The following is a 631-nucleotide window of genomic DNA, read 5'->3' on the forward strand; positions in this document are numbered from 1 at the left end:
CCGGACCACCCCGTAAACCGATTCGCGGACCCACCCCCCTCCTCCCATACGCTTGGTCCGTGACACCCGTCGAGCTCTCCCGCACCGTGCTGCGCGCCATGCGTGCCGCCGTCGATGCCGGTGAGCTCCGGGTCGAGGTGCCCCGGGACGAGCGGGGTGTCCGGGTCGAGCGGCCCCGGCCCGGGGGGTGCGGGGACTACGCCACCAGCGTCGCCCTGCGCGTCGCCCGTGACGCGGGGATGCCGCCCCTGGACGTGGCCCATGTGCTGTCCCCGCGTATCGCCGCCCAGCCGGGCATCGCCGCCGTCGACGTCACCGGGCCCGGGTTCCTCAATCTCACCCTCGCGGGCTCGCCCACCGAAGCCCTCGTGCGCGACGTTCTCCGGAGCGGCCTCCGGTACGGGCATACGCGGGAGGACACCGGCACCGTCCACCTCCACGTGCCCCACGAGATCCGCGCCCTCGTCGTCGCCGACAGCGTCCGGCGCATTCTCCGCAGTCAGGGCAGCTCCGTCCGCGTCACCTGCGACGCCGCCCCCGACCCGGAGTGGGTCGACCTCCTCGGCGTACGGGTCGACGGACAGGGGCCGCCGCGACCCGGCGACGACGCGGTGACCATCCGCCCCGTCCC

General features: G+C 75.0%; 1 pseudogene. It reads left to right on the forward strand.

Annotation, left to right across the window (positions count from 1 at the left end):
* Window positions 1-59 precede the first annotated feature (59 nt).
* A pseudogene (locus AB8Z36_RS41760) lies at window positions 60-631 on the forward strand (ArgS-related anticodon-binding protein NrtL); the annotation flags it as partial.

The organism is Streptomyces flavofungini (genome assembly GCF_041028215.1).
Lineage (GTDB): Bacteria > Actinomycetota > Actinomycetes > Streptomycetales > Streptomycetaceae > Streptomyces > Streptomyces flavofungini_B.